This window comes from Flavobacterium johnsoniae UW101 (assembly GCF_000016645.1).
In the GTDB taxonomy this organism is placed as follows: Bacteria; Bacteroidota; Bacteroidia; order Flavobacteriales; family Flavobacteriaceae; genus Flavobacterium; species Flavobacterium johnsoniae.
Window position 1 is genome coordinate 3497024 of sequence record NC_009441.1, and the last position, 24787, is coordinate 3521810.

Sequence of the window (24787 nt, forward strand, 5' to 3'; positions counted from 1 at the left end):
TTTATCTAAAGTCGAATACTATTTCTTTTTATAATATTTGCGGTATTTTGGGTATGTAACTGCTCCAATTACTGAAATTACTGCCAAACAATAATAAATCCAGTTTAATGAATGCGCTTCTCCGCTTGCATAAGAGTGTAAACCAACTAAGTGGAAGTTTACTCCATAATAAGTAAACAAAATTGAGATAAAGGCAAACATACTCATTAAGTTAAAGAACCATTTTCCTCTTAAAGCAGGTACAAAACGTGCGTGAATTACAAACGCATAAACCATAATCGAGATTAAAGCCCAGGTTTCTTTTGGATCCCAGCCCCAGTAACGACCCCAGCTTTCATTTGCCCATTGTCCTCCAAGGAAGTTACCAATTGTAAGCATGATCAAACCAATTGTTAAGGCCATTTCGTTAATGTAACTTACTTCTTTGATATGTAAATCCATTTTAGCTTTGTTTTTCTCATTGGTAAAGAAAATCAATACTAAAGCAACAAAACCTAAAATCATTCCTAATGCTGTTGGACCATAACTTGCTACAATTACGGCAACGTGAATCATTAACCAATATGAATTAAGAACAGGCTGTAAGTTTGCAATTTCAGGATCAATCCAGTTCATATAAGCCGCCATTAAAATCATTGCGGTAACAAACGCAGATGAAGCCACAGTTAATTTTGATTTTCTGTCAAAAGCCAGTCCAAAGAACATCGTTGACCAAGCTACGTAAACTATAGATTCGTAAGCGTTACTCCAAGGAGCGTGGCCAGAAATATACCAGCGGGCAATTAATGCCAATGTATGAAGAACAAATAACAATCCTACAATAATATGGAAACCATTAACGGTAATACGAAGCCATTTTTTCTCGAAGAAAATGTTTAAAATCGTAAACATTAACATCAATATAGATGCTGTAATATACCAATATGGCAATACTTTGAAAACATCATATTTGTTGTAAGCAATCTCTGCATCTATTTTATCTTCTGACGGGCGTACTTTAGCTCCAAATTTCTTCTGGAAACCATTAATGCTTTCTACTAATTGATCTGCAGTATCCCAGTTTTTTGAAATTGAAGCATTATTTAAAGCGCTAAAATACAACGGAAGGATTTGCTTTACATACGTAGAATCCATTCCTTTAAAATTATTATTATCACGCTCTAAGTAAGAAACCCATTTGTGGTTTGGGTCATTTGGAATTGGAAAAATTTTCAAAATACTGCCGCTTAAAGCAGATTCCATTAAGTTTACTTTTTTATCGGTTTCAACAAAATCTTTCTCAAAGTTATTCGGATTTGCTGCTTTATAAGCTGCATCTAAATAAGGAGATAATTTATAATTTCCCTGCTGATCAAAGAATTTTATAAAAGGAGCATATTGATCTTTTGAATCAATTCCGATAATTTTACGAATACTATCGTTTCCTGATTTAATATAAATTAAAGGAATCTGAATCCAAACCTGCCCATATTGCGTCATAGACAAGAAAACCTGATCAGAATTCATTCCGTTATATTTATCACTGTGGCTTACTTTACGAAGTAATTCAGATGAAAACGTATTAATAGGTTTCATTCTTCCTCCAGCATCCTGAATAATCAAACGTCCAAATTTTGCTGCGTGAGATTCTGGCGCTTTGTAAATATTCAATAATGAGTCTAATTGTTTTTGACTTGGCGGTGCTGTAACATGATTAGCGTGATCATTTGGATCTGTACTATGATTATGTTCGTGTTCATGAACGTGTCCCGGTGTGTGAACGTGCGGCGCTTCCTGAGCAAAACCACTTAATCCATTTAAAGCAATAAATAAAACCAATATTTTAATTAGTTTTTCTTTTTTCTTTTGAATCGCTTCTAATTTCTTTTTCAAATCTCCAAAACGAGAATGTTTAGTAAACATAATTGCCATTAAACCAATGTATAATAGAAAATAACCTAAATAAGTAATATTAGTTCCCCAAAAATCATGGTTTACTGATAAAACAGTTCCTTTTTCGTCCGGATCAAATGAAGACTGAAAGAAACGATATCCTTTATGATCCAAAACGTGATTCATAAAAATATCTGCATCAAAAGTTTCTGTAGAATCCTGAACTGTTACTTTACTTTTAAAAGCAGAATAACTTTTTTCTGTTCCAGGGTATTTGTCTGCAATAAAATCGTTTAATTTTATTTTAAACGGCAAGACATACGCTTTACTTCCGTAGAATAAAGAATACTCAATATTTCCTATTTTAACTGTTTTTGGTTCTCCAATACTTCCTTTAGAACCCATCAGCATTACTTCTTTTTCCTGTCCTTCAGCTTTTACTTTTACAATCAAAGCATCTGTATGAGATTTTGCTTTAAAGTCATTATTTGATTCATAATCAACTTTTCCTTTAATTGGCGGTTCTGGAAAAACGATACGAATATCACCAATACTGTATAACGAACGCATCATTAACGGCTGTACATTATCTTTAGTAACTTTTCCTTTAAACTGATCAGCCATTCGCATAAATTCACCTTCAAACGGAGTCTGAATAGTGTATTCTTTTCCGGTTGTATTAATATTAATAGCGCCGTCAGTTGGTTTATTTAAAGCAAACAATACATTGTGAATGTTTTGAACTTCACCTTCTTTCAGGTAATGCTCTTCACGTCCGCCTGCTCCTGCTTCAACTAATTTAAGATATAAAATTCCGTTTGGATCTTCTTTTACAACCTCTTTGGCTCCCATTATATACTTAGAATAGGTAACCTCAAACGGAGTCTGATCGAATTTTCCGTCAATAGAAAAATCGTTATTGGTAACTGGAGAAAGCAGCAGGCTTTTTTCAAAAACTCTACGTTTCATTTCTCCTTTATATTCACCGTCAACAAAAACGGTTAAGAATGTTTTATCTGAATAAATTTGGTTTTCTGCCGCACCTTCGCGAATTGGCATCATTCCTTCATAACTAATATAACGTGTAATAAAAGCTCCTAAAATGATAAAAATAAAGGCAATGTGAAGTAATAAAGTGGCCCATTTTTCTTTTTTATGCAATTGATAGCGTTTGATATTTCCGAAGAAATTAATCACAAACACCAGCATTATTGCCTCAAACCACCAAGTATTATAAATTAAAATTCTGGCTGTATCGGTATTGTATTTACTTTCGATAAAAGTTCCAACACCCATTGCAATTGCGAATGTTAGAAAAAGAACGGCCATTAATCGTGTAGAAAACAAAAAAGAGAATATTTTTTTATCCATTTCTTAGGAATTACATTGTATAAAAGTGCCACAAAAATACTTAAAAATGTTGATTTGAGGTAAATGTTATTTGTTAATAAAAACCAAATAATCAGGTATAACAAAAGCCCGCAGATTACACAGATTTAATGGATTATTTTTTAAGTTTCTTTTATTTTTCTGCAATAAATAAAACATAAAACCATATAAATCAGTCTAATCTGTGTTATGTGTAGTCAAACTTAGCCATACCATATTTTCTTTAGAAAAAATAATGTTAATTTTGCGGGTATGATTCGACTCACAATTATTGGTTCCGGAAACGTCGCACAGCATCTGATAAAAGCTTTTTCAGCAAATCCTCTTGTCGAAATTGTACAGGCATTTTCGAGAAAAAAAGAAGCCTTAATTCACCTTCTTGATTCAAAAAAAATTGTAACCGAATTTTCTGCATTAAAAGAAGCAGACTTATACATTATTTCCGTTTCAGACAATGCCATTTCAGAAGTTTCAAGTCAATTACCTTTTGAAAACCAATTGGTTGTTCATACTTCAGGTACGACTTCAATTGATATTTTAGATTCAAAAAACAGAAAAGGCGTTTTTTATCCCCTGCAGACATTTTCAAAAACCAAAGAAGTTGATTTTTCAGTAATTCCGATTTGTTTAGAAACTGAAAATCACAATGATTATGCAATTTTAGAAAATACAGCAAAAAGTATTTCAAATGCTGTTTTCTCCATAAGTTCTGAGCAAAGAAAGGCTTTGCATGTTGCCGCTGTTTTTGTAAACAACTTTACCAATCATTTGTACCAGATTGGTCAGGAAATATGCGAAGAACATCAGGTTCCTTTTGAAGTTTTAAGACCTTTAATTCAGGAAACTGCCGAAAAAATTAAAACATTAGATCCTGTTGACGCTCAAACCGGTCCCGCAAAACGACATGATTCGGTTACAACCGATGCACATTTGGATTTTATTACCAATGAAAATCAAAAAAATATTTATAAAATACTAACACAATCTATACAGAATAATGGCAAAAAGTTATAAAGAAATGATGAACGACATTACAACATTTATTTTTGATGTTGATGGCGTACTTACAGACAGTTCGGTTTTTGTAACCACAGAAGGAGAAATTCTTCGTACGATGAATATTCGTGACGGTTATGCCATGAAAGCGGCTGTAGAAAGCGGTTACAATGTGTGCATTATTTCTGGCGGCAGCAACGAAGGTGTCCGCGTAAGACTTCAAAATTTAGGAATTACTGATATTCATTTAGGAACTCCTGATAAAGTTAAAACATTTAAAGAGTATACAGAAGCGAACAACATCAAACCAGAACAGGTTTTATATATGGGAGACGATATTCCGGATTATCATGTAATGAAATTAGTAGGTTTACCAGCTTCTCCTCAGGATGCAGTTCCTGAAATTAAAAACATCTGCCGTTATATTTCGCACGTAAAAGGCGGAAAAGGCGCTGCAAGAGACGTTATCGAACAGGTGATGAAAGTACAGGGAAAATGGATGGAATATTTTAACGGAAAACACGATTAAATCTAATTGTGAATTGTTAATGATTAATTGTTAATTAAAAAACTTAGAACCTTAGCATCTTAGCCACTCAGAACCTCAAAAAATGAAATATCTAAAACTAATTCGATATAAAAATCTACTCATGCTTGCTTTTATGCAGGTTTTATTTCGTTATGCTTTTTTAAAACAACAGGATATTCCTTTGGCATTAGCTGACTGGCAATACGGACTTTTGGTTTTAAGTACAGTTTTGCTTGCGGCAGCAGGTTATGTAATCAACAATATTTTTGATGTACCAACAGATACTATCAATAAACCAGAGAATGTTGTTGTTGGTAAAGGAATTTCTGAAACCAGAGCGTACAATATTTATATAGGATTAAACATTACAGGTGTAGCATTAGGGTTTTATCTTTCAAATGTGATCATGAGGCCAATGTTTGCTTCATTGTTTATTTTTATTGCATCGCTTCTTTATTTTTATGCAACTAATCTAAAACAGATCATGATTCTGGGGAATTTTGTAGTTGCTTTACTCCTTTCTATTAGTGTTTTAATTATTGGTGTATTTGATTTATTTCCTGCTACAACTACCGAAAATCAGGCTCAAATGGCCAGCTTATTTTCAATATTGGTTGATTATGCTTTGTTTGCCTTTATGATCAATTTTGTGCGCGAAATAGTAAAAGATATTGAAGACATGGACGGCGATTACAATCAGGGAATGAACACGCTGCCAATTGCTATTGGGAAAAACAGAGCTGCTAAAATTGCGTTGGGATTTACTATAATTCCGTTTATTTTATCGCTGCTTTACATCAATAAATATTTCTTCCAAAATAATCTGTTAATCGTTACGTTTTATACGTTTGTTTTTGTTCTTGCACCATTATTATATTTTATAGTAAAGATATTCGGCGCTAAAACAAAAAAGGATTTTCATCATTTAAGTACTATTTTAAAATTGATTTTGTTCTTCGGAATTTTATCAATTTTAGTAATCAGCTTAAACCACCAATACAATGCTTAAAGAAAAACTCAAAAAATATAAAATTATACTGGCTTCGGGATCGCCTCGCAGACAGCAGTTTTTTAAAGATCTGGATCTTGATTTCGAAATTCGATTAAAAGATGTAGAAGAAATCTATCCGCCTGAATTAAAAGCAGTCGAAATAACCAATTTTCTGGCAGAGTTAAAAGCAAATGCTTTTGAAGGAGAATTAAAAGAAAATGAAATATTGGTAACCAGCGACACAATTGTATGGCATCAGAACAAAGCTTTAGGCAAACCAAAAAATGCCGAAGATGCTTTTCAAATGATCAAATCAATGTCGAATACTACTCACGAAGTTATTACATCGGTTTGTTTTAAAACTAACACTGCTTTTACCCTTTTACATGATGTTACAAAAGTTACTTTCAAAGATTTATCAGATGAAAGTATTTTATATTATATCGAAAACTACAAACCTTACGACAAAGCTGGAGCTTATGGCATTCAGGAATGGTTTGGTTTTATGGCAGTTACAAAAGTCGAAGGTTCTTACACCAATGTTATGGGACTTCCAACAGCCAAAGTTTACGAATATTTGACTACATTAGTGTAAAAATTTATTTATGTTTTCTTTAAAAGAATATACTCAGGAAATACTTGCTACAATAATTCTTCTATTGGCTTTAGTCGCTTTACGAATGATTACTGCCAAATTAATCCGCCGCTTTGCAGCCTCAAGCCACTTATTAGAACATCGTACTAATTTAGTTATCAAATACACTCATGTATTTATGAATATTTTGGTAACAATTAGTTTGATTGTAATTTGGGGAGTAGAAACAAAAGATATATTCATTACTGTTTCATCAATTGCAACCGTTATTGGTGTTGCCATGTTTGCGCAATGGTCTATTTTAAGCAATATAACTTCTGGAATGATTTTGTTTTTTTCATTTCCTTTCAGAATTGGCGATACTATAAAAATTCACGATAAAGATTTTCCAATTGAAGCCGAAATAGAAGACATAAACACCTTTCATGTAAGCTTACGAACTAAAGAAGGCGAAAAAATTATTTTCCCTAATAATCTCCTGTTACAAAAGGGAATTTCAATAATGCCTGCACATTACGAAGAGAAAGAATTTTTTGACTAATTTTTGAATGGGAATTTTATAAAGTATATACAAAAAGCTGGAACGTTATAATTTAATTATATTATAATATTTGCTTTACCAATTGTATATCTATTTATAAAATTTCACCAAAATGACTCAACCTTTAAAGCTGCCGTTTTATGCAAAGCTTGCTTGTATTTTAGTAAGTTTAATTTCTTTTGCTTACATTTTCTGCATTGCAAAAGATATTTTAACTCCCGTATTACTGGCATTTTTATTTGCTGTTTTATTACTGCCGATATTTACTTTTTTAAACACAAAACTTAAGTTCCCAAGACATCTGGCAGCAATAATCTGCATGGCTGTTTTCCTCTCTTTTATTGTGGGCATTTTAGTGTTTATTTCCTATCAGGTTACCTATATGGCTAACGATTTTGATACCATAAAGAAAAACGCCAATTCATTTATTATTGAAATTCATAAGTTTATCAGAGAAAATTTTGAGATCAGCATTGGAGATCAAAAAAAATATCTTGACTCAGTTACAAAGGATTCAGTTAAAAATGGCCAGGCAAAATTAGGATCAGCCATAATATCTATAAGCGATGTCCTTTTAGACAGTACTATTATTATAATTTATACGTTTTTGTTCTTAATTTATAAAGAACATTTTAAACTGTTTTTAGCGAAACTTATAAGCAAAGAAAACCATTCTGTTTTAAAAGATATTCTTTCTCAAATCAAAGTTTCTATAAACAATTACATTGTTAGTTTAATAATTGAAATGATCGTTGTTTCTGTGTTAACCGGCTTAGGATTGTGGATTATTGGTATTAAATATTTTATCTTATTAGGCTTGATAACCGGAATATTAAATCTTATTCCTTATATCGGAATTTTAGTTGCCGGAATTATAACTGTTTTGGCTTCATTGACGGGTTCTGCCGAGATTTCGATGATTTTAGGAATTTTAATAGTAAATATTATTGTTCAGTTTATTGATAACAATCTGCTTGTTCCATTAATTATAAATACAAAAGTAGAAATCAATGCTTTTGTCTCAATTATGGGAATTATTGTGGGCGGAGCCGCCGCCGGAATTTCCGGAATGTTTCTCGCAATTCCGCTTTTAGCGATATTAAAAATCATATTTGACAGAATTGAATCGCTTGAACCATGGGGATATTTAATGGGAAATCATATTCCACGAAAATTTGCCTGGAGAGTCCGAAGAACCAAAACACAGGAATAAAATAATCTCTTGATTATTTAAATATATCTGTTATTTATCTTAAATTCATAGAATAATCTGCCTTAAAATAAAGTTTTAAACCGATCTGAATGTTACTAAATAAAAAAATAATTGTTTTTATTTCCTTATGCTTTTGTTTACAAAGCATTTGCGCTCAGACAGATAAAACAAAAAAGGAAAATCCTCCCAAAAAAGACAGTACGGAGATTTACACCAAGATTAAAAATTATTCTAAGAAAAATAAATTTACGCAAACACTTCATAAACTGCTTTTTAGAACCAAAAGACCTAAAAAAAAGGAAATTATTATACCTACTGATTCTCAAAATTATGAAGGCAAAATTATTAGAAATATAAATATTGTTACACTCGATCCGTTTGGATATTCCATTACAGATACAACTGCAAAACCAAAAAATTGGGGAGAAAGAACCGGAAACAGACTGCATTTAAAAACCAAGAAAATAGCCATCTATAATCTTCTTTTATTTAAAAGAAACAGTGTTTACGATACTTATAAAGTACAGGAATCTGAGCGTTTAATTCGTGCCCAAAGATATGTTACAGCAGTTCGAATTACTAACGAACTGGCAAGTCCGGCTTCAGATTCTGTTGATGTAACCATCAGGGTTTTGGATTCCTGGAGTACAATTCCGCGTTTTTCAATATCCAGCAGCAGAGTTTCTGTAGGATTTAAAGAAAAAGATTTTTTTGGTTCAGGTCAACAACTTGAATATCGTTTTACAAACAGGTTTGATGATGGAGCAAATGGAAACGATATTACATACACCGTTCCTAATATAAAAAACACCTATATCTCGACCATCCTTCACTACAATATGGATTTAGATAATAATTATACTAAAAGTATTGATATTGAAAGGGATTTCTATTCTCCGCTGACTAAATGGGCGGGCGGTGTTTTTGTAGGCCAGAATTTTAGGAAAGATACTCTGCAGGCACCAGATCAATCGTTTGCTTTTCAAACTTTCAAAAACAATTTTCAGGATTTATGGGTTGGTAAAGCCACAAAGGTTTATGAAGATGATAATGAAGCTATTACTAATTTAATTACTTCTGCGCGATTTTTAAACGTCAATTACAGCGAATCGCCAGATTCTATACATGATCCTACCCATTTCTATTCTGATGAAAAACTGCTCTTAATGGGCGTTGGACTTAACAGACGTAAATTTATCAAAGACAGCTATATTTTTAGAAACGGTCAGATTGAAGACGTTCCTATTGGAAGAATTTATGGAGTTACATTTGGCTACCAGTATAAAAATAATATCTGGAGACCTTATGCCGGGGCACAATTTTCTTTTGGAAACTATTATCGTTTAGGTTTTTTAAGTATGAATTTTGAAGCTGGAACTTATTTTCACGAATCAAAAACGTATCAGACATCTTATTTATTTGAAGCCAATTATTTTACTAAGCTTTTTAGTATAGGAAACTGGAAATTACGACAATTCGTTAATCCAAAAGTAGTTGTTGGAGCAAATCACGAAGATATTATAGGAGATCAGCTTAACGTAAATGAAGAAAACGGTCTGGCAGGATTTAGGACTGCATTATACGGAACAAGTAAAACAGTTTTATCCTTGCAGACTCAAACCTATTCTCCGCATGCACTTTGGGGATTTCGTTTAAATCCGTTTTTTAATTATTCTATTGCTTTTTTAGGAAATCCTAACAGCGCAATGTTTGACAGCAAATCGTATTCTAAAGTAACTTTAGGACTATTAATCAGTAATGACTATTTGGTTTTTAGTTCCTTTCAGCTGTCACTGTCATACTATCCAAGTATTCCGCTTCAGGGTGATAATGTTTTCAAAACCAATACTTTTGAAACTACAGATTATGGTTTGCAAAATTTTGAACTTGCAAAGCCAAGAATTGTAGAATATAAATAATTAAAAATATTTTTATTTTTTTTTGATTTATTTAAGACTCAACAAACACTTTAAAAATCAATATTTTACAATAAACTTACCTTTATTCAACTCGACAAAACACATATTTTATTCGACGAAATGCAGTTGTTTTTTATTTTTGGCACGGTATATGAAAATCTCTAAACAAGATTAACATTTTAAATTTTAGAAAAGATGAAAACAATAAAAATAGCAATCGCCGGATTATTTCTTTTGGTTGCAAATGCCACACAAGCTCAGGTATCAATTAACGTTAATATAGGAACACCTCCAGCTTGGGGACCTGCAGGATATTCTGAAATGGAATATTATTATCTTCCAGACATTGAGGCTTATTATGATGTACGTGCATCACAATTCATCTATTTCGGAAGAGGAAAATGGGTTAGAACAACTTATTTGCCAAGACAATACAGAAACTATGATTTATACGGAGGATACAAAGTAGTTTTAACAGATTACCACGGAAGAACTCCTTATGTATATTTTGACCGTCATAAAGTAAAATATTATAGAGGATACCACGGTGCACCGCAAAGACCTTACAAACCAAGACCAGTTTACGGATATAATGATCGTCATGACCACAGAGATTACAAACATTATGACAAACATGATAAACACCACGGAAAACACGACAGACATGACCATGATGATGATCATAGACACGGAGGTCCTGGAAGAAGATAATATCAAATTACTAAGTTTTAACTGCAAGAGAGTATCAAAATTATTGATACTCTCTTTTTTTTAACTATTATTTTTAATAACTTTAGTTAAAACAGTAAGCTTTTCGCATAAATAGCATAACACAATGATTTAAAGCTATTTATTAACAGAACAAACTTGTTTTATTAGATTTATAACATACATTTGCAGCGAATTTCAAAATCCAAAAAACACAATTATGAAAAAGAATGTCTATTTATTTTCATTTTTAGCATTGTCATTATTAATTTCTTGTGACGATAACAATGACAACAAAAACGATCAATCGTTAGACAGTATTACAATTACCTCAGATCAAAACACTTTAAATCAAAGACTTGATTACACTAACTCAGGAGTAATTGCTATCGAAAACGGTTCATTAACTGGTAAAACTGCTGAAAACACCGTTACTTCTTTCCCTTTAGTCCAAATTGCTGAAATAAAACCACCGGTAGACGCTAATGGAAAAACTTTACAGGCAAGCCATGTTACTGTAAACGGTAACTACGCTTATGTTTCTTATATTACAAGAGGCGATGTATATTCTGGAGCTATCGATGTTATTGATGTTTCAGATCCTTATAAACCAAAATTAGTTACATCTGCTTTAATTCCTAATACAGATATTACCTCACTTACCTACTCTAACGGAAGCCTTATTATTGGTGCTGCAAAAGATGTAGACAAAGATCCGTTATTAGGCAGTAATCCAGCTGTTGTTTTCAATATGCCGTTAAGCTCAGGATTACTAACAGATAAATTAACTACTAATTATTTAGAAAGCAGAGTAACAACAGATGTTGCTGCTAATACTTCTAACTATTTTGCTGTAACTGGAGATAACGGAAGTTTATTTAAAATAAGTACTTCAACAAAAGCAGTTACAGGAAAAACTGCAATGGCAGATTTACGTTCGATTGCTTTAACATCTGATAAAGTTGTGACTTTAAGCGGTACTAAAGGCGTTAATATTTACAATCAAACAACACTTGCTCTGCAAAAAAGCTTTACAACATCTACAGATGTAAGCGGTGCAAAAAGAACTATGGATATTGACGGAACAAAACTTTTAGTTTCTGAAGGTCCAAACGGTCTTGGTGTGTATGATATTAACAGCGGTTCTAAATTACAGACCATTGCAATTGCGACAGCCGGAGAAGATAATGTTACCAATGCAGTTTCTATAAACGATGGATATGCATTTCTTGCTAATGGTGCATTAGGACTTAATGTTTACCAACCGGGAACACAATACAGCTTATTAGGTTCTGTAGGAATTGCAGGTTCATCAAACTATGTAAAATCAAGCGGTAACTACATTTATGTTGCCAGCGGAACAGGCGGTTTAAAAATCATTAAGATGGAAAAACCAAATACAACGTTTGCAAGCTGTTTAACTTATGGTTTATACAATCAAGGAAAAGATTTAATCTTGAATTCAAATGAAATTAAATCGTATCAGGGAGCAACTTCTATAAATTCAGCAATTATAAATTCTGGAGCAACATTAACACATTGCGGTGCTATCTCAGTTTTAAGTAACTTAACTTTAAACAGCGGCGGTACTTTTAATATGAGAGGAAGTTTATCTCAGGGTAAATACCAGCAGTCAAACCCAACAGAACTTGTTATCAACAGCAATTCACTATTGCAAATTGAAGGTTCAGTTGTAATTTGGGGAGATTTAAGATTAAACAGCGGTGCCAAAATTAATTTTATCGGAAACGATTCTTCTATTACTATTTACGGAAAAGTAACTAAAGGAAGCAACGTAACCATAACAGGAAATTACAAAGACACCGAGAACAAATTAAAATAAAATTGTAAGCGTTAAGGCACTTTACAACTTAATATAGAGAAGCTGTCAGATTTATTTCTGGCAGCTTTTTTTATTTTATTCTTAAAATTAAGGTATAATTATTGTGCGTTAACATTTCATTTAAATAATCTTCCATAAAATAATTAGTATTTTTGGGACAATTTCAAAAAAACATCTAACTCTGCCATGCGAAAAATACAGGTTTCATTTCTTCTTCTATTTTTTATAGGTTTTCAAATCACATTTGCACAACAGCCTCAAAAACCAAATTCTGTTGAAATTTACAATCAAATTAAAAAGCTAAACTTTTTAGGTTCTGTATTGTATCTTGCCGCACATCCTGATGACGAAAATACCCGTATGATTTCTTATCTGGCCAACGAAATGAATGCCAGAACAGGTTATTTATCGTTAACAAGAGGCGACGGCGGACAAAACTTAATTGGCCCGCAATTGCGTGAACTGCTTGGTGTAATTAGAACTCAGGAATTAATCGAAGCCCGAAAAATTGACGGCGGAGAACAATTCTTTTCAAGAGCAAATGATTTTGGTTTTTCTAAAAATCCAGACGAAACACTCGAAATTTGGGATAAAGACAAAGTTCTTGCCGATGTGGTTTGGACCATCAGAAATTTTCAGCCGGATATTATCATTAACCGATTCGATCATCGTTCGCCGGGAACTACTCACGGACATCATACATCATCTGCTATGCTGAGTGTTGAAAGTTTTAAATTAACAAACGATCCTAAAATATATCCAGAACAGCTTAAATATGTTGCTCCGTGGCAGGTAAAACGTCAGTTTTTTAATCCATCGTGGTGGTTTTACGGAAGCCAGGAAAAATTTGATGCTGCTAACAAATCTAAATTTACTAAACTCGAAACAGGAGTTTATTATACAGGAACAGGAAAATCAAATCAGGAAATTGCAGCTTTAAGCCGAAGCCGTCATCAATCACAAGGTTTTGGAAGTACAGGAGTTCGCGGTTTAGAAACTGAATACCTTGAACTTATTAATGGCGAAGCTCCAAAAGACCGTGATAATTTGTTTGATGGAATTGACACCAGCTGGAACCGCGTTAAAAACGGAAAACCAATTGGAGATTTGATTTCGGCAATTATTGAAAAGTACAATTTCAATAATCCATCTGCCAGTATTCCAGATTTGGTAAAAGCGTATTCTATGATTGAAGCTTTAGACGATACACATTGGAAAACTGTAAAAGCAGCCGCTATTAAAAATATTATTGCTTCCTGCTCTGGTTTATACCTTGAAGCTGTTGCAAGCGAACAGGAAGCAACTCCGGGAAGCACAATAAAATTAAGTCTTGAAGCCATAAACCGATGTGCTGTTGAAATGCAGTTAACAAGCATTACAACATTGCCGGACAATAAAACTACAGTTCAAAACAGTGTTTTAAAAGACAATAACGATCAAAGAATCAATCTGCAGATACAGCTTCCAAACAACATTGAATATACACAGCCTTACTGGTTAAAAGAAAAGGCATCAGTTGGAATGTACACCGTTTCTAACCAATTAAATATTGGAATTCCTGATATTATCAGAGAAGTAAAGGTTGTTTTTAATGTAAAAATAAGCGGTGTTGAAATTCCGTTTGAACGTACTGTAGTTTACAAATACAACGACGGTGTAAAAGGCGAAATGTATAATTTTCTGGATATAGTGCCAGAAGTTACAACCTCTATTTTAGAGAAAGTATTGGTTTTTAGAGATACTAAAACCAAAATGATTCCGGTAAAAGTACGTGCAGGAAAAGATGATATAAAAGGAAATTTACAATTAGAACTTCCAAAAAGCTGGAGTGTATCTCCAAAACAAATTCCGTTTACTTTAGACAAAAAAGGAACAGAACAAATCTTTTATTTTGAAGTTACACCGCCCGTTAATCCAGAAGAAGTTGTCGCAAAAAGCATTGCCGTTGTAGACAATAAGCGTTTTGACAGAGACCAAACCATTATTGATTTTAATCATATTACGAAACAAATGGTTTTAAAACCGGCAGAATCAAAATGTATCAGAATAGATTTAAAAACTTCTGGCGATGCTATCGCTTATATTATGGGCGCTGGTGACGAAGTTCCGGAAAGTCTGACTCAAATGGGATACAAAGTTTCTATTTTAAAACCAGAAGAAATTACTCCTGAAAAATTAGATTCATTTAGTACTGTGATTACGGGAATCCGTGCTTATAATACCGTAAATGCTTTGGCTAACAAACAGAACATTTTATTCAATTTCGTAAAAAGCGGTAAAAACATGATCGTGCAGTACAATACCAACGGAAAATTGGTTACCGATAAAATTGCACCATATCCGTTAAAATTATCAAATGACCGTGTAACCGAAGAAAACGCAAAGGTTACATTCTTAGCTCCTAATCATCCGGTTTTAAATACGCCAAACAAAATCACGTCTAAAGATTTTGAAGGCTGGACACAAGAACAGGGTTTATATTATCCAGACGAATTTGACCCGGCCTTTACTCCTATTATTTCATCACATGATAAAGGAGAATCAGCTAAAAAAGGCGCTTTATTAGTAGCTCCTTACGGAAAAGGATATTACATCTATACCGGTTTAAGTTTCTTTAGAGAATTACCAGAAGGTGTTTCCGGCGCTTATAAACTGCTGTCGAATATTATTTCGCTAAAACAGCCAATTGAAGCTCCAAAACAAGATATAAAGCAATAAAAACCGCAATATGGAAGCTAAAAAAACAAAAAAATGGAAAAAAAGCTACACCTATGTTTTGGTAGCTAACGCAATTTACATTGTGATTTTTTTCTTAATCATGCAATTTTATTCATAACCTTATGCAGCTATTTGACTGGATCGTACTTATTGTAACCCTTTTATTCATTGTTGGATATGGTTCATGGAAAACCAAAGGAAGCAAAAACGTTGAAGACTTTATTTTAGGAAACAACGAAACTCCGTGGTACACCGTTGGACTTTCTGTAATGGCAACACAGGCCAGCGCCATTACTTTTTTGTCTACACCGGGACAGGCTTATCACGACGGAATGGGATTTGTTCAATTCTATTTCGGACTTCCAATTGCCATGATTGTGATTTGTTTGACATTTATTCCGCTTTATCACAAATACAAAGTATTTACTGCCTATGAATTTCTCGAAAAACGATTTGATGTAAAAACACGTTCGCTTGCCGCTATCCTGTTTTTAGTACAACGAGGATTAGGAACCGGACTTACCATTTATGCCCCTGCCATTATTTTGTCGGCACTTTTGGGCTGGAACCTTACCGTTATGAATATCATAATTGGGGTAATGGTAATTATTTATACGTTTTCTGGAGGAACCAAAGCCGTAAACGTTACGCAGAAACAGCAGATGTTTGTAATCATGTCGGGAATGTTTATCACCTTTTTCCTGATTCTGCATTATCTGCCAAACGATATGACTTTTACAAGTGCTTTGCATATTGCTGGTGCAAACGATAAAATGAATATTGTGGATTTCTCTTTTGATCCAGAAGAAAAATATACTTTTTGGAGCGGTATTACCGGAGGATTTTTCTTAGCCCTCGCCTATTTTGGTACAGATCAGTCGCAGGTTGGAAGATATTTATCAGGAAAATCAGTTGCTGAAAGCCAGATGGGATTAATCATGAACGGACTTTTAAAAGTTCCAATGCAGTTTTTCATACTTCTTACCGGAGTAATGGTATTTGTGTTTTTTCAGTTCAATCCAGTTCCGTTAAATTTTAATCCGAACAATAAAGTTGTAATCGAAAAATCAGCTTATAAAGAAGAATACCATGCTTTAGAAAAAAAACTAAGCAAACTTTCTGAAGATAAAAAAGTAATTAATCTGCTGTATATCGATCAGTTAAATCAGGATTACGATAATCCGATTCTGAGAAAAGAATTAGTGAATTTGTCGAATAAAGAAAAAGATTTACGCGACCGCGCCAAAGAAATCATTTCAAGAGCCGACAGCAACAGCGAAACGAATGATAAAGATTATGTCTTTTTCCATTTCATTCTGCATTATTTACCAAAAGGATTAATTGGTTTACTGCTTGCCGTGATTCTTTCAGCTGCCATGTCATCAACAGCTTCCGGATTAAACGCTTTGGCTTCTACAACCGCAATCGACATTTACAAAAGAAACCTCAAAACCGAAAAATCAGAGAAACATTATCTTCATGCAACTAAATTTTTTACTTTATTTTGGGGAGTTGTAGCAATACTTTTTGCTTGTGTGGGAACTTTGTTTGAGAATTTAATTCAGCTTGTAAACATCATTGGATCTATCTTTTACGGAACAGTTCTGGGAATCTTCCTTGTTGGTTTTTATTTAAAAAGAGTTCAGGCAAAACCAATGTTTATCAGCGCTATTATTAGTCAGTTAACCATTTTTGTAATTTATTATTACATGATTTACAGTCAGGAAAAATTAGGCTATTTATGGCTGAATTTCATTGGTGCGATTTTAACTATTGTATTGTCGCTTTTATTGCAATTCTTATTTTTTAAAGGAAAACCAAATGATGAAGAGCTGGTATTAGAATAATACATCTCTTGTTATTACACATAATTTTGTCATTTCGACAAAGAAGAAATCACATTAGAAAATCTACAAAGATTGTCGGCTTTCTACGCAGAAACACTGGTGTGATTTCTTGTTACTCGAAATGACATTTTGTTGTTGTTTTCAAGTTTCGAAAAATACTGTTTAGTCAGAAACAAATTTCTATCTTTGAGAAAAGCAATTTCCTAAACTAAGCATTATGAGAGACCAAAAAAAATACAGCAATAAAACCAAAGCGGCTTTTGTATTGCTGATTGTAATGCTCATTATTTTATTAGGAAACTTTAATACACTCCGGAATTCTAAAAATGTAAATGAAAATATCAACGCGATTTACAAAGACAGATTGGTTGTTGCTCACTATATTTTTCAATATTCCAAACAATTGCATTTCATAAAAGCCGAAGCCGAAAAACTGGATTTAAGCGATAACATCAAAAAAAGCGAAATCATTCATACACTTGATATTATTCATAACATTGATGATTTGTATGCCAAAACGGTTTTAACCAATAAAGAAAAACAATACTTTGATACTTTTTTAAGCTCCTGTAAGGAAATCAACAAACAGGTTGAAAATAAAAATTGGAGTAAAATTGCCAGTTCAAGTGCCGAAGCACTGAAAACTTTAGAATCTTTATCGCAGATTCAAATAAAAGAAGGAAAAGCAAAACTGGCAAATGCAAATGCTATGTACAGCAAAAACAATAGTTTAGGACAATTGCAAATTGCTTTATTAATTGTTTTAGGCGGTATAACTTTTTATCTTTTAATTGTAAAAAAAATCAAGAGAAAAATAAAAATCCCTGAACCGCCTAGTATGAATTAATTTATTCCATAGAATTTATCTTAACTTCCTGTCTTCTTCTTTTATTTGCAGGTCGTTTATACTGGCAAATCTTTTCTGCATTAAACCATTGGCATCAAATTCCCAGTTTTCATTTCCGTAAGCTCTAAACCAGTTTCCGTTAATATCCTGATATTCATATTCAAATCGTACTGCGATTCTGTTGTCAGTATGAGCCCAATATTCCTTTTTAAGTTTATAATTTTTCTCTTTCTTCCATTTTTCGGTTAGAAAAAGAACAATTTCCTCACGTCCGTTTACGAATTTATCCCTGTTTCTCCATTCGCTGTCAACAGTATAAGCTTTGGATACTCTTTCCGGATCCTGACTGTTCCACGCATCTTCTGCCAGTTGAATTTTTTCTATTGCGGTTTCTAAAGTGAAAGGCGGCAATGGTAATTTCTGTTCCATTATTTTAAAATTAAAGTTTGAATTATTTTTTTTGACTGTTCTATTAACTCGTTTGATTTAAACAACTGACTTTCTATTATACAGCTTTCAAATAATAAATACACATGATCTGATAGTTGTTCCTCTTTTAAAATTTCCCTAAAATAATTCCGCAAATCACTTTTATGACTTTGAATAACGCTGCGTATTTTACTATTATCAGGCGGAATTTCAGAAAGTATATTAAGAAAACTGCATCCTCTAAAATTTTCTTTTGCATTCATGAAAATTAAAAAGTCAAAAGAGCTTAAAACTTTAGAATTTAAGTCTTCTGCATTTAAAGTAAATTTCTCCAGTTCATCAAACCAAAAAGAATGACGCTGATTCAAAAAAGCCACACATAAATCTTCTTTTGATTTAAAATGTTGATAAAAGCTTGCTTTGGCTACTTTCGCTTCTTCAATAATCTGATTGATTCCCGTAGCATTATAACCTTGTTTGTGAAATAAAGTAAAAGTCTTTTCTAAAATTCGTTCTTTAGGGAGCATTTCAAATAAATTAGAATACAAATATAATAATTTTTAAAACAAATAGACAGACTTGTCTGTTTGTTTTAAAAAATTTCAAAAAAAAGACGCACCACAGTGCGTCTCTATAAAAAAACCTTGTCTCTTTATCCTTTTGAACCTTTGAACCTTTATCCCTTTGAACCTTTATCCCTTTGAACCTTTGTTACTTTGTTACTTTGTCTCTTAAAATCTCCTCCTTCAATCAAAAACCTTTACAGGTTGCAAATCCTTCTCTTCCTCTTCGGTAAAAATTCTATATTCAATTTGAAAAGTTTTTTTTAAAGGAGTTTCGAGAGAGAAACCTCCCACGCCAAAAGCATCAATAACTTTAAGGGTAAAATGCGCATGTTTCCAATATTCGAATAAATCTTTATCTACCCAAAATTCAGTATCTTCAATCGTGCCAATACATACATCACCCATTCGCTGGTAATAACCGCCTTTTTCAAAACATTGTGGCTGCGTTCCTTCGCAGCATCCGCCTGCCTGATAAAACATCAAATCACCATGTTTTTCTTTTAGAATTTGTATTAATTCTACAGCTTCTTTTGTTGCATCTAACCTTTTTATCATGACATTTTTATTAAATTAAAAAAAGGCAAGTCCGAAAACTTACCTTTTAAACCAATCAAATAACTATTTAAAAGAAACCTAATTTCTTTTTATCATAAGAAATCAACATGTTTTTGGTCTGACGATATTGACTTAACATCATTTTGTGGTTTTCACGACCAATTCCGGATTGTTTGTATCCTCCAAACGGAGCACCTGCAGGATAAGAATGGTATTGGTTTATCCAGACACGACCTGACTGAATCGCTCTTGGAACCTGATAAATTTCGTGTGCATCACGTGTCCATACTCCTGCACCTAAACCGTACATAGTATCATTGGCAATTTCAATTGCTTCTTCGGTAGTTTTAAAAGTAGTTACTGCCAAAACCGGCCCAAAAATTTCTTCCTGAAAAATTCTCATTTTGTTGTGGCCTTTAAATAAAGTCGGTTTGATATAATAACCGCCTTCAAGATCACCTCCCAAATGGTTAACATCACCTCCAGTCAGTAATTCTGCTCCTTCTTCTTTTCCTAATTTAATATAAGACAGAATTTTTTCTTTTTGAACCAATGAAGTCTGCGCTCCAATCATAGTTGATTTGTCTAACGGATTTCCGGCAATAATAGCTTCTGTTCTTTCGATTACTTTAGCAATAAACTTGTCATAAATATCTTCATGAATCAATAATCTTGAAGGACAAGTACAAATTTCACCTTGATTTAAGGCAAATAATACTGCGCCTTCAATGGCTTTATCGAAGAAATCGTCATCATGATCTGCTACAGAAGGGAAGAAAATATTTGGTGATTTTCCGCCTAATTCTAAAGTTACCGGAATAATATTTTCAGTCGCGTACTGCATTACCAAACGTCCCGTTGTAGTAGAACCTGTAAATGCGGCTTTAGCAACTTTTTTGTTTGTAACCAACGAACGCCCAAGTTCAGCACCAAAACCGTTTACAATATTTAAAACTCCAGGAGGAAGAATATCGCCTATTAATTCCATTAAAACCATTATAGAAATTGGTGTGCTTTCTGCTGGTTTTAAAACGATTGTATTTCCTGCTGCAAGTGCCGGAGCAATTTTCCATACAGCCATTAAAATTGGAAAATTCCACGGAATAATCTGTGCTACAACACCTAATGGTTCGCTTAATGCAATCGAAACGGTCTGCGAATCCAGCTCTGCAATAGAACTTTCTTCGGCACGGATTACTCCTGCAAAATATCTAAAGTGGTCAATTGCCAGCGGAATATCTGCCGCAAGGGTTTCGCGAATTGGTTTTCCATTATCGATCGTTTCAACCGTAGCGATATACTCTAAATTGTCTTCGATTTTTTGTGCAATCTTATTCAATAAAATACTTCGGTCTGTTACTGAAGTTTTCCCCCATGTTTTAAACGCTTCGTGCGCGGCATCTACCGCTTTTTCAAGGTCTTCTTTACCAGAGTGTGCTGCTTTTGTAAAAACTTTTCCATCTATAGGAGAAACTACATCAAAATACTCGCCTGTAATAGGAGCTGTAAATTTTCCGTTGATGTAATTGTCGTATTTTGCCTTAAATTCAGGTCTTTGTGCGGTTGTGCTCATAATTAGTAAATTTTGGATTTATTTCAAATTTACCTTCATATTCCCGAAGAGAATAGCACTTTTCGTTCATCTAATAGCACAAATATTACACTTTTGATTTTATAAGTTTCTTTTAATGTTTTTTTATTAAAATTTTAATATTAAAAATACAAAATACTTATTCTTGTAAGCTTTTTCATAAATAAAACACAGTAAGAAAAAACCAAATAATTTCTTTCTTACTACAATTCTCAATTCTTATATTTGTATCCTCATAAAAAGAATTAAACTAAAATGAAAATATCTTACAACTGGTTAAAACAGTTTATTAAAACTGATTGGACATCTGAGCAAACTTCTGAATTATTGACAGATTTAGGTCTTGAGGTTGAAGTTGTCGAGAAATACCAGTCTATTAAAGGCGGATTAGAAGGAGTTGTTGTAGGACATGTACTTACCTGCGAAAAACATCCTGATGCAGACAGATTAAAAGTTACTACTGTAAATATTGGTTTAGAAGCTCCTGTACAAATTGTATGCGGTGCTGCAAATGTTGCTGCTGGACAAAAAGTGCCGGTTGCTACTATTGGAACTGTTCTATATGATAAGGAAGGCACTGAGTTTACTATTAAAAAAGGTAAAATCCGCGGACAGGACAGCCACGGGATGATTTGTGCCGAGGACGAGTTAGGCCTTGGAACAAGCCACGACGGAATTATGGTTCTGGATGAAAACCTGGTTCCGGGAACTCCTGCTTCTGAAGTTTTCCAGATTGCAAATGATGAAGTTTTCGAAATTGGATTGACACCAAACCGTGCCGATGCCATGAGCCATTTTGGAACTGCACGTGATTTAAGAGCGGGAATGCTGCAACGCGGTGTTAATATAGAATTAATTACGCCGTCTGTAAGCAACTTTAGAGTAGATATGCGTACGCTTAAAATTGATGTTAATGTTGAAGAACCAGCTTTAGCACCAAGATACTGCGGTGTAACTATCTCAGGAATTACGGTTCAGGAATCTCCAAACTGGTTACAAGATCGCTTAAAAGCGATTGGTTTAACGCCAAAAAATAATATCGTTGACGTTACTAATTATGTATTACATGAATTAGGACAGCCGCTTCATGCTTTTGATGCTGCAAAAATCAACGGTAAAGTAATCGTTAAAACATTACCTGCAGGAACTAAGTTTACTACATTAGACGATGTTGAAAGAACTTTGCATGCAGAAGATTTAATGATCTGCGACGAAAAAGGACCGCTTTGTATTGCTGGTGTTTTTGGTGGAAAAAAATCAGGTGTTTCAGAAGGAACAACTGCTATTTTCTTAGAAAGTGCTTATTTTGATGCTGTAAGTGTTCGTAAAACCGCAAAAAGACATCAATTGAATACAGATGCTTCTTTTAGATTTGAAAGAGGAATTGACCCAACTATAACTGAGTATGCTTTAAAACGTGCTGCACTTTTAATTCAGGAAGTTGCTGGCGGAAAAATTACTTCTGATGTTGTAGAAGTGTATCCTAAAAAAGTAGAAGATTTTTCTGTTTTATTAAATTTCAGCCACGTTTCTAAAATCATCGGACAGGAAATTCCGAAAGATACAATCAAAAAAATATTAGTTTCTTTAGATATTAAAGTAAACAGTGTTTCTGACACTGGTTTAGGTTTAACTATTCCTGCATATCGTGTAGATGTACAGCGTGAAATTGATGTTATCGAAGAAATCTTAAGAGTTTACGGTTACAACAATATTGAGTTTTCTAAAAAATTCAATGCAACAGTAGCCAATTCTCCAAGAACTGAAGATTATAAAGTACAGAATGTTATTGCTTCTCAATTAAACTCACAAGGTTTTCATGAAATGATGGCAAACTCTTTAACAACAGCTGCGTATGCTAAATTATCTACAGCTTTAAAAGAAGAACACAACGTTACGATGTTAAATCCTTTGAGCAGTGATTTATCAACAATGCGTCAGTCGTTATTGTTTTCAGCATTAGAAGCAGTTTCATACAACATTAACAGAAGAAATTCAGATTTAAAATTATTTGAATTTGGAAAATCATACCATAAATACCTTAACGGTTACGAAGAGCACAAACATTTAACTTTATCTATCTCTGGAAACAGAAACAAAGAAAGCTGGACAACTCCTCAAAAAGGAACAGATTTCTTTTTACTAAAAGGTTATGTGAAAGCTGTTTTGGCTCGTTTAGGAATTGAAAAAATTTCGAATGCTCCGGTTCAGTCAGATATTTTCTCTGAAGGAACTTCTATTTGCTACAACAATGATACATTAGTTGAAATGGGAGTGGTTAAAAAATCAATCTTAAAGCATTTCGGAATTAAACAGGATGTATATTATGCTGATTTCAACTGGGATTTGGTTTTAAAAATCATTACCGGAAAAATTAAATATACAGAAATTCCTAAATATCCAGAAGTAAGAAGAGATTTAGCTTTGTTAATCGACGAAAAAACAACTTACGAAAGCATCTTTAATCTGGCTAGACAAACTGAAAAAACGCTTTTAAAAGACATCAATTTATTTGATGTTTACCAAGGAAATAAGCTTCCTGAAGGGAAAAAGTCGTATGCTTTGAGTTTCACTATTCAGGACAATACAAAAACGCTTACAGATGCTCAAATCGATAAAATCATGTCGAAATTACAGCAGACCTTTGAAACTGAATTAGGCGCAAGCTTAAGATAATAGTTTTATCTATATAAATATTCAAACCCGACAGATTTTAAAACCTGTCGGGTTTTATTTTGTTTCATTTAGAATATTTCAAATAAGCACGCTGCAGTTTTTCGTCATATTTGTTGGTTTTATAAGCCGGGCCATTGTATTTTAAAGCAAATACTGCCCAGTTTTTACTTCGTAATGTTTCTATCAAATTATTTTTCTTTAAAAACATTCCAAAAGCTTTTAAGTGTTCGCCTTCGTTCTCGTTCATTTTAATAACAAACTCATCAATACTTTGATAACCAATTGGCACTGCATTGAAGCCCATTATTTGGAAAAGTCCCCATGAAGCCGAACAATTTGCGGCATCTCTAAATTTTTTATCTGCGCCTAAACTTGCTGCTTTTTCTAAACGGTTGTATTCTTCGGCTCCGCCCACATAATATTTTCTGTTATACTTTTCAAATAGAATATTCTCATTTAAAGTGTTAACATAGATATGCGGGTCTATATTTCTATTTTCCAGTTGTTTCCAAAAAACATGACCTTCGAATAAAATCTTTGGTCTTCCGTCGACTAAAAAACCTTTTCCATTGCTTTCAACTTCATTTACAGCTTTTACAACAGCCAATTCAAGATTAAACTGTTTAGCGAAATCTATAAGATTTTGCTCTGAAAGCAGCTTAGAATTTGACGTATTACTATTTTTACTTTTTTCTAAAAGTACTGTCCACGTTTTCAAACCCACTACTCCATCTACAACCAAATTGTTTTTTAATTGAAAATCTCTGACTGACTTGTCTGTTGCCGTTCCAAAACTATCAGAAACTACAATGCTGTACCCTAATTTTACGAGAAGCTCATTTAAGTAATAAACTTCATTGGATTTTACTCCTAATTTAATAGTTCTCATGCCTTTTTATTTAGAATTATTTTTTTACTGAAATTCATTTAGGCTTTTAGATTAAGAGCTGTAAAATTTAAGT

19 protein-coding genes are annotated in these 24787 nt (G+C 33.2%); 13 read left to right on the plus strand and 6 right to left on the minus strand.

Features of this window, described 5'->3' with window-relative positions; all coding sequences use genetic code 11:
• Positions 1-18 precede the first annotated feature (18 nt).
• Positions 19-3243 (minus strand): cytochrome c biogenesis protein CcsA, encoded by a 3225-nt coding sequence (gene ccsA, locus FJOH_RS15300; RefSeq protein ID WP_012025010.1) that lies wholly within the window; start codon positions 3241-3243, stop codon positions 19-21.
• 270 nt (positions 3244-3513) lie between these two features.
• Here ccsA and FJOH_RS15305 point away from each other — a divergent pair, with 270 nt between their 5' ends.
• The 12 genes from FJOH_RS15305 to FJOH_RS15360 all read left to right on the plus strand — a co-directional run bounded on the left by FJOH_RS15305 (position 3514) and on the right by FJOH_RS15360 (position 18008).
• Positions 3514-4275, plus strand: coding sequence for a Rossmann-like and DUF2520 domain-containing protein (locus tag FJOH_RS15305; protein WP_012025011.1), 762 nt, complete (start codon positions 3514-3516; stop codon positions 4273-4275).
• Entirely contained in the window at positions 4259-4786 is a 528-nt protein-coding gene (locus FJOH_RS15310) for a KdsC family phosphatase (protein ID WP_012025012.1), read from the plus strand. Before FJOH_RS15305 ends, FJOH_RS15310 begins: the two co-directional genes overlap by 17 nt.
• An 82-nt stretch (positions 4787-4868) precedes the next feature.
• Positions 4869-5795 (plus strand): geranylgeranylglycerol-phosphate geranylgeranyltransferase, encoded by a 927-nt coding sequence (locus tag FJOH_RS15315; protein WP_012025013.1) that lies wholly within the window; start codon positions 4869-4871, stop codon positions 5793-5795.
• Positions 5788-6372: a Maf-like protein gene (locus FJOH_RS15320; RefSeq protein ID WP_012025014.1), complete on the plus strand. Its 585-nt coding sequence runs from the start codon at positions 5788-5790 to the stop codon at positions 6370-6372. The genes FJOH_RS15315 and FJOH_RS15320 overlap by 8 nt, the downstream gene beginning before the upstream one ends.
• A 10-nt stretch (positions 6373-6382) precedes the next feature.
• Positions 6383-6913, plus strand: a complete 531-nt coding sequence (locus FJOH_RS15325; RefSeq protein WP_012025015.1) for a mechanosensitive ion channel domain-containing protein — start codon at positions 6383-6385, stop codon at positions 6911-6913.
• Between the two features lie 112 nt (positions 6914-7025).
• Positions 7026-8126 (plus strand): AI-2E family transporter, encoded by a 1101-nt coding sequence (locus FJOH_RS15330; protein WP_012025016.1) that lies wholly within the window; start codon positions 7026-7028, stop codon positions 8124-8126.
• A gap of 89 nt (positions 8127-8215) precedes the next feature.
• On the plus strand, positions 8216-10045 hold the full coding sequence (locus FJOH_RS15335; protein WP_012025017.1) for a BamA/TamA family outer membrane protein: 1830 nt from the start codon (positions 8216-8218) through the stop codon (positions 10043-10045).
• 195 nt (positions 10046-10240) lie between these two features.
• Positions 10241-10756, plus strand: coding sequence for a hypothetical protein (locus tag FJOH_RS15340; RefSeq protein ID WP_012025018.1), 516 nt, complete (start codon positions 10241-10243; stop codon positions 10754-10756).
• Between the two features lie 217 nt (positions 10757-10973).
• Positions 10974-12596, plus strand: a complete 1623-nt coding sequence (locus FJOH_RS15345; protein WP_012025019.1) for an LVIVD repeat-containing protein — start codon at positions 10974-10976, stop codon at positions 12594-12596.
• Positions 12597-12782: 186 nt separating this feature from the next.
• The gene (locus tag FJOH_RS15350; RefSeq protein WP_012025020.1) at positions 12783-15314 is read left to right on the plus strand and encodes a PIG-L family deacetylase; all 2532 of its coding nucleotides are present in this window, start codon (positions 12783-12785) and stop codon (positions 15312-15314) included.
• Positions 15315-15436: 122 nt separating this feature from the next.
• Positions 15437-17161, plus strand: coding sequence for a sodium:solute symporter (locus tag FJOH_RS15355; RefSeq protein WP_012025021.1), 1725 nt, complete (start codon positions 15437-15439; stop codon positions 17159-17161).
• 217 nt (positions 17162-17378) lie between these two features.
• On the plus strand, positions 17379-18008 hold the full coding sequence (locus FJOH_RS15360; RefSeq protein WP_012025022.1) for an MCP four helix bundle domain-containing protein: 630 nt from the start codon (positions 17379-17381) through the stop codon (positions 18006-18008).
• A gap of 15 nt (positions 18009-18023) precedes the next feature.
• Here FJOH_RS15360 and FJOH_RS15365 read toward each other — a convergent pair whose 3' ends face one another.
• From FJOH_RS15365 to FJOH_RS15380, 4 genes are all read right to left on the minus strand, one after another.
• Positions 18024-18437: a nuclear transport factor 2 family protein gene (locus tag FJOH_RS15365; protein ID WP_012025023.1), complete on the minus strand. Its 414-nt coding sequence runs from the start codon at positions 18435-18437 to the stop codon at positions 18024-18026.
• Positions 18437-18964, minus strand: coding sequence for a TetR/AcrR family transcriptional regulator (locus FJOH_RS15370; RefSeq protein ID WP_012025024.1), 528 nt, complete (start codon positions 18962-18964; stop codon positions 18437-18439). The genes FJOH_RS15365 and FJOH_RS15370 overlap by 1 nt, the downstream gene beginning before the upstream one ends.
• Before the next feature lie 219 nt (positions 18965-19183).
• Positions 19184-19558: a DUF779 domain-containing protein gene (locus FJOH_RS15375; RefSeq protein WP_012025025.1), complete on the minus strand. Its 375-nt coding sequence runs from the start codon at positions 19556-19558 to the stop codon at positions 19184-19186.
• Positions 19559-19625: 67 nt separating this feature from the next.
• Entirely contained in the window at positions 19626-21131 is a 1506-nt protein-coding gene (locus FJOH_RS15380; RefSeq protein ID WP_012025026.1) for an aldehyde dehydrogenase family protein, read from the minus strand.
• A gap of 273 nt (positions 21132-21404) precedes the next feature.
• Between FJOH_RS15380 and pheT the strand changes: the two genes are divergently transcribed.
• The gene (gene pheT / locus FJOH_RS15385) at positions 21405-23825 is read left to right on the plus strand and encodes a phenylalanine--tRNA ligase subunit beta (RefSeq protein WP_012025027.1); all 2421 of its coding nucleotides are present in this window, start codon (positions 21405-21407) and stop codon (positions 23823-23825) included.
• Between the two features lie 64 nt (positions 23826-23889).
• Here pheT and FJOH_RS15390 read toward each other — a convergent pair whose 3' ends face one another.
• Positions 23890-24714: an N-acetylmuramidase domain-containing protein gene (locus FJOH_RS15390; protein ID WP_012025028.1), complete on the minus strand. Its 825-nt coding sequence runs from the start codon at positions 24712-24714 to the stop codon at positions 23890-23892.
• Positions 24715-24787 lie beyond the last annotated feature (73 nt).